Origin of the sequence: Streptococcus oralis (assembly GCF_001578945.1) — a bacterium.
Taxonomy (GTDB): domain Bacteria; phylum Bacillota; class Bacilli; order Lactobacillales; family Streptococcaceae; genus Streptococcus; species Streptococcus oralis_Q.
In genome coordinates, this window is record NZ_KQ969551.1 from 519,455 (window position 1) to 524,048 (window position 4,594).

Sequence of the window (4,594 nt, forward strand, 5' to 3'; positions counted from 1 at the left end):
GGCATTCTGACCATCTTTTTTGACTAATTCTCCCTCTACAAGCTTGCTACTATAATCCGTCCAGTCCTTAAAAAGCTGGATAATTTTATCCTTGTCCGTCGTATGCAAGTCTAGGACAACAAAATAGATATTCTTCTGCATGGGTGTTGTAATCCCTGCCTGGTGTTTCCCATAAAAAGAAATGGTTTCGTTCCCGTACGAGATGTTTTCTTGATTCCCTAGCTTAGGTGCGAAAAAAGCAGAAGCACCAGAGAGTCCTAGTGCTAAACCAGCCCCTCCAATCCCTGCTTTTTTTAGAAATTCTCGACGGTCCATTTTTTTCTCAAAAAAGGTTTCGTCTTGTTTGGTCATTTTCTATTCTCCACCTAAGAATTTACCCATTTGGGATAGGGGTTCACCAAGTTTTGTCACCGCTTCTGACAATTCTTTCGTGTCTTCTTTTGTCAATTCTGTATAGAGTTTGTAATGTTCTTTATCAGTCATGTGTTTGTCTAGTAAATCATTAACCGATTTGAAGTCTGTTTCCAACTCGGTCACTAAGGCTGCATCTGTTTTTTGAATCAATGATTTAAAGAGTTGGAAAATTTTCTCCGCTCCTTCAATATTGGCACGAAAGTCATACAAGTCTGTGCGAGAATAGATTTCTTCCTCACCTGTAATCTTGCTAGTAGCTACTTCATTGAGCAAATCAACAGCACCTGTCAACATAACCTTGTAGTCCACATCCACAGTTGCAATCTTGGCTTTCAATTCCTTGATGTCATTGACCAACTGATCACCGTAGCTTTCAGTTCCTTTGGTTGTGTTGTCTTCCCAAAGGATACGCTCGATACGGTGGAAACCAGACCAACCTTCCTCAGTCTTATTTTCATCTACGTAGTCTGCCAAACGAAAGTCAATCTTGACATCTGACTCACCAAAACTTTCGGCAATCGGTTCTGAACGCTCATAAGACATCCGAATCAGTGGATAAATCTTCTTTGCTTCTTCCAACTTGCCCTCTTTCAAAAGTTTGACAAATCCTTCTGTATCCGTCAAAAGTTTATCAATTTGGTCTTGCACAAAAGTCTTATAGTCTGCTGTAGCCTTATCTAGAGTTTTTTGATCATCAGCTGACAAAGCGGTTACTTTAGACGAATCACTCGTTGTAGCTGTTTTTGTAGCCTGATTGGCACAGGCAGTCAGCAAGAGAGCAGATGACAAAAGGACGAAACCTAGTTTTTTCATTATTTTCTCCTATTCGTTCAGGAAGCCTGAAGTTATTTTACACTCCATTATAACATGTCTTTTTTCATTTTTCAATAAATTGTCAGAAAATTTAACATTTGAGAATTTGCCGTATAAAAATGATGTTTTTAATTTAACCAAATGAATCAGTGAAGGTTCACGGCACTATCGTGAAGAACCCCAAAAACTGATCTCCTATCCGACGAGTGAGCAGGATTTTTAAACCCTATACTATCTGTGGTTGAAAGGCGGAGATTACTCTTCTACTAAGACAGATTTTTTCTGATAATCCTTACAAAAGGAAGTGGCTCTACTACAACTTTTCTCCATGTTTATATGTCAATTTCAACTATCCCCCAATAAACAAAAGTTTCAATTCCTTACAGGTAAGGTATTACAATAGCATTTTTACTTTGATTTTAGTGGAAATGCTACCTTTTAAGACACTTTTAACAGCAATAGCACTGTTTTTGGTTCCTAAAGGATAAACTCATTGGATTCGACTATTCCGATTTGGATTTTCCTAGTGTATTTTGGCGACTCCAGTTGATAGATCTGTACAGAATCCGTCTGAGACTCTATGATTTTAGCTAATTCCCTTTGCAGACTACTTAGTTTTGCTGGAGTAATGTGCCCTTCAAAGACCGATTTTTGCACATGAACCAAATACTTTCGACAGGTCTTTAAAACCTTGGCCACGCGCTTCCGATGAACATCATATGTTAGGATAATATACATTTATTTTTGCTTTTTGATATAAAAGTAAGCTATTAGCAGGAGCGCAACTGACACAACAATAGTAAACCAAGATGATAAAGCCAATGTTATGCCGCCGAAAGTGGCACAATTTTCCCCAAATTCTTTGATATTCGGAATAACTGCTAAGAAAACGCTCAAAACGGTGAATATCAGTACAATCACGTTCAAATTATTGCTGGCCTCTGTCTGACTAATATCATGCAGTTCGCTGATTTGGCTGTCTAAGATACTGATATGTTTTTCGATATAGAGCGATTTTTGCAGTAATTCATAGATTTCAACAGCCTGTTCCTGCGGACAAAGCTCTGGCAACAGAAATTGATTCTTGTATGTCGTATAGCTTTTCTGCAGTTTTAATTTTTGGGATACTGTAGCATTGACACTATCCCCCGCATCCTTAGAATACTTCAAGATTCCAATTCTCTGACTAAGGGTGATCAAGGCCAAGTCCAAGTATTCTGATAAAAAGTAGCCTTTCAAGAAGAACTCTGGAAAATCAGAATAACTCATAAATATCATAGAATGCTGGCTAGCCATATAAAGGCTTCCATCGCCCGACCACCTAGTATAAAGCAGTTGCTCCAGCTCTGCCTTCAACATATCTCGGCTAAGGCAAGTTGAGCCTCCCTTATCAATATATAAAATACTATACAGAAGCTTCAGATCAGAAAACGTAAATAAATAGTGCTTTAACCTTTTATACTCATCAAAAATCAAAAAGAGCATGAATCTTTCACTAGAATATATATTATAATTTTTAGGGAATGTTTCATTGCTTCCCTAGAAACAGCAATGTCTATAAAAGATGGTAAATTTCAAAGTATATACTTGGACTATGATATTATTTGAGCAATTTGTTAATATAAAATGCACTTTGATTTTAATAGAGTATTACAAATGGGACCAATGACTTGAACAATAACCTGTTAAATCATTCTATCCATAACAGTTGGAACTCCTAGTTAACGGCCTTCTCTGTTTGGTTTAGGAATTTCAACCCTGAGAACTGGTTGAGGCTTATACTTACTCTGTTTTATCAGATCCTTCATTTTACAGACACAAGTGTCTAGAATTACTTCGATTTGTCGTTTCTTATTCTAGCTCCAGATCTCCAACAGTCTCTCCCCAAGTTGTCGAAGTATTCCCCCTTCGCTTCACTTCCATTACAGAAACTCCATCACTACTATGGGGTCGGCTGACTTCTTGTCGTTCGTTATTAGTAGAATTTAGCCTCAACATGATCTCACGGGATAAGTCATACATCTTTCCTCGTTTACACAAGGTACGAGGATGTTAAAAGGTCTGTGTGAAAATAGGTTACAACTACCTTTTTGAGTTTTAGAGTTTTGAGCCCCCTCATCCACTATATACGCCTTCATATCGCATTTCTGTTCGTAGAGCCACGATTTCGCTATCTCTTCTTCTCCCCCGCTACCTCACGATAGTCAGACTTGGGAGTCGCTATTGGGCTCTACCTTCAGCAGGTACCCACAGAGTCCTTTCACCTTAGATGTACAACATGCTCGTCGTACCAAAAAATCCCTGCAACTGAGTTGCAAGGACTTTTTAATTAATCAAAGTCAACGTATTCTTTTTGAAGTTCAAGAACTTCTTCCATTGTTGAGCATTCTGTAAGGGCACGGTTTGCGTACTCTTCCATCTTAGCTGTGTCGAGTTTCTTCATCAAGCTACGTGTACGAAGAACTGAGGTTGCTGACATAGAGAACTCATCCAAGCCCATTCCGACAAGAAGTGGAACAGCTTGTTGGTCACCAGCCATCTCTCCACACATACCTGCCCATTTACCTTCAGCGTGAGCTGCTTTGATAACGTTGTTAATCAAACGTAGGATGGATGGGTTGTATGGTTGGTAAAGGTATGAAACTTGCTCGTTCATCCGGTCCGCAGCCATTGTGTATTGGATCAAGTCGTTTGTACCAATAGAGAAGAAGTCAACTTCTTTAGCAAACTGGTCTGCAAGCATGGCTGCTGCAGGGATTTCAATCATGATACCAACTTGGATATTATCCGCAACTGCAACACCTTCAGCAAGAAGGTTTGCTTTTTCTTCGTCAAAGACCGCTTTCGCTGCACGGAATTCTTTCAAGAGCGCAACCATTGGGAACATGATACGCAATTGACCGTGAACAGACGCACGAAGAAGGGCACGGATTTGAGTGCGGAACATAGCATCTCCAGTCTCAGAGATAGAGATACGAAGGGCACGGAATCCAAGGAATGGGTTCATTTCATGAGGCATATCGAAGTAAGGAAGTTCCTTATCTCCACCGATATCCATTGTACGAACGACAACAGGTTTACCGTTCATTCCTTCAAGTACAGCCCTGTAAGCTTCGTACTGCTCGTCTTCTGTTGGGAAGTCTTGAGAATCCATGTACAAGAACTCTGTACGGTAAAGACCGACAGCTTCAGCACCGTTGTCATTGACACCTTCAACGTCTTTTGGAGTACCGATGTTGGCAGCCAATTCAAAGTGTTTACCATCAGCAGTTACTGTTTTAGCGTCTTTCAAGAGCGCCCATTCAGCTTTTTGTTTCGCATAAGCTTCACCAGCAGCTTTGAAGTCTGCTGCTTGCTCATCAGTTGG

The 4,594-nt window shown here is 39.9% G+C and carries 5 protein-coding genes and 1 pseudogene; all 6 read right to left on the minus strand.

From position 1 onward, the window contains the following. On the minus strand, window positions 1–351 hold a 351-nt coding region (locus SORDD16_RS11810; RefSeq protein ID WP_241733998.1), incomplete at its 3' end, for a Dyp-type peroxidase domain-containing protein. 3 nt (window positions 352–354) lie between these two features. Beyond that, entirely contained in the window at window positions 355–1,227 is an 873-nt protein-coding gene (gene efeO, locus SORDD16_RS05160; RefSeq protein ID WP_061452600.1) for an iron uptake system protein EfeO, read from the minus strand. Window positions 1,228–1,704: 477 nt separating this feature from the next. Next, window positions 1,705–1,965 carry a CRISPR-associated endonuclease Cas2 gene (gene cas2, locus SORDD16_RS12250; protein WP_061452601.1) on the minus strand — a complete coding sequence of 87 codons (261 nt, stop codon included), beginning with the start codon at window positions 1,963–1,965 and terminating at the stop codon, window positions 1,705–1,707. Further along, the gene (locus SORDD16_RS05170; protein ID WP_241733999.1) at window positions 1,966–2,703 is read right to left on the minus strand and encodes a CorA family divalent cation transporter; all 738 of its coding nucleotides are present in this window, start codon (window positions 2,701–2,703) and stop codon (window positions 1,966–1,968) included. It lies immediately after the preceding gene. A gap of 212 nt (window positions 2,704–2,915) precedes the next feature. Then, window positions 2,916–3,032 (minus strand): annotated as a pseudogene (locus SORDD16_RS12200) (maturase); the annotation flags it as partial. A gap of 524 nt (window positions 3,033–3,556) precedes the next feature. Continuing rightward, window positions 3,557–4,594 (minus strand): phosphoenolpyruvate--protein phosphotransferase (gene ptsP, locus SORDD16_RS11815; protein ID WP_241734000.1); only part of this gene is annotated, 1,038 nt, incomplete at its 5' end.

Coding starts and splice junctions, on each gene's coding strand:
- cas2 (WP_061452601.1), bottom strand. CDS start 1,965: ATGTATATTATCCTAACATATGATGTTCATCGGAAGCGCGTGGCCAAG.
- efeO (WP_061452600.1), bottom strand. CDS start 1,227: ATGAAAAAACTAGGTTTCGTCCTTTTGTCATCTGCTCTCTTGCTGACT.